Consider the following 1,190-nt stretch of genomic DNA (forward strand, 5'->3'; position numbering starts at 1 on the left):
GCACGCCCTGGCCGACCATGCCGGTCGCGCCGAGGATCAGGACTTTCATTCGTTTCCCTTCAATGCAATGCCATTCCAGAACACGTCGAAGCCGGCGGCGACGGGATCGAGCCCGCTGCCGTCGGGGTCGGCCATCTCTGCCAGCGCGGCCAACGTGGCATCGGCCAGGCCGCTGAACATCGCGCCGATGAACTGCACCGGGTAGTCGCGCACCAGCTTCTGCCGCACGCAGGCTTCGGCCTCGCGCAGCAGCTCGACGAACGGCGCACTGCCGGCGTCGCGGGTCTCGGGCGTGATGCGGTCGGAGACGCGCAATTGCCCCATCACCTTGCACTTCAGCGGGTTCGCGGCTGCCCAGCCCAGGTAGCGGGTCCACACATGGCGGAACTTCTCGCGCGCCGGGGCCGCCTGCGGGTAATCGCCCATCATCGCGTCGGCCAGCTCCAGCTTCAGCGCCCGGTACAGCGCGTTGACCAGCACGTCCTTGCTGGCGAAATAGGTGAACAGCGTGCCTTCGGCGACGCCGGCCGCCTTGGAGATCGCCGAGGTCGGCGTCGACCACACGCCGCGCACCGCGAACTCCTCGACGGCGGCGTCGAGGATGGCCTTCTGCTTGTCTTCGCTGCGGGGTCGGGCCACGGTGACATCACTTAATTGAGCAAGTACTCAATCATAGAACTGCACATTCACGCCGGTCAAGCGACTTCTCACCGGCAAGGCGCTGCAGGACACGTGGAGCGCTGGTGCAAAATCCCGCGCGATGGATTACCCCGGCAATCTCTTCGTGGTGGCCGCCCCGAGCGGCGCCGGCAAGTCGAGCCTCGTGAAGGCCTTGCTGGAACTCGATTCGCACCTGGTGGTGTCGGTCTCGCACACCACGCGCGCGCCGCGCGGGCAGGAGCAGGACGGGCGCGAGTACTTCTTCATCAGCGAGCCGGCGTTCCGCGCCAAGATCGCGGCCGGCGACTTCTTCGAATGGGCCGAGGTGCACGGCAACCTCTACGGCACCTCGCGCCAGGCGATCGAGGAGCGCATCGCCGGCGGCCACGACGTGGTGCTCGAGATCGACTGGCAGGGCGCGCTGCAGATCAAGCGGCTGTTCCCGAACGCGATCCTGATCTTCATCCTGCCGCCCAGCTGGGAGGAGCTCGCGCAGCGCCTGAACCGCCGCGGCGAGGACCACCCGGATG

2 protein-coding genes are annotated in these 1,190 nt (G+C 67.4%); one reads left to right on the forward strand and one right to left on the reverse strand.

Features of this window, described 5'->3' with window-relative positions; all coding sequences use genetic code 11:
* Positions 1–45: 45 nt before the first annotated feature.
* Entirely contained in the window at positions 46–639 is a 594-nt protein-coding gene (locus AC1D15_RS33240) for a TetR/AcrR family transcriptional regulator (RefSeq protein ID WP_477829423.1), read from the reverse strand.
* Positions 640–760: 121 nt separating this feature from the next.
* Between AC1D15_RS33240 and gmk the strand changes: the two genes are divergently transcribed.
* Positions 761–1,190: guanylate kinase (gene gmk, locus AC1D15_RS33245; protein WP_477829424.1), on the forward strand; the 430-nt coding region annotated here is incomplete at its 3' end.

The organism is Rhizobacter sp. P2_H2, assembly GCF_056403375.1.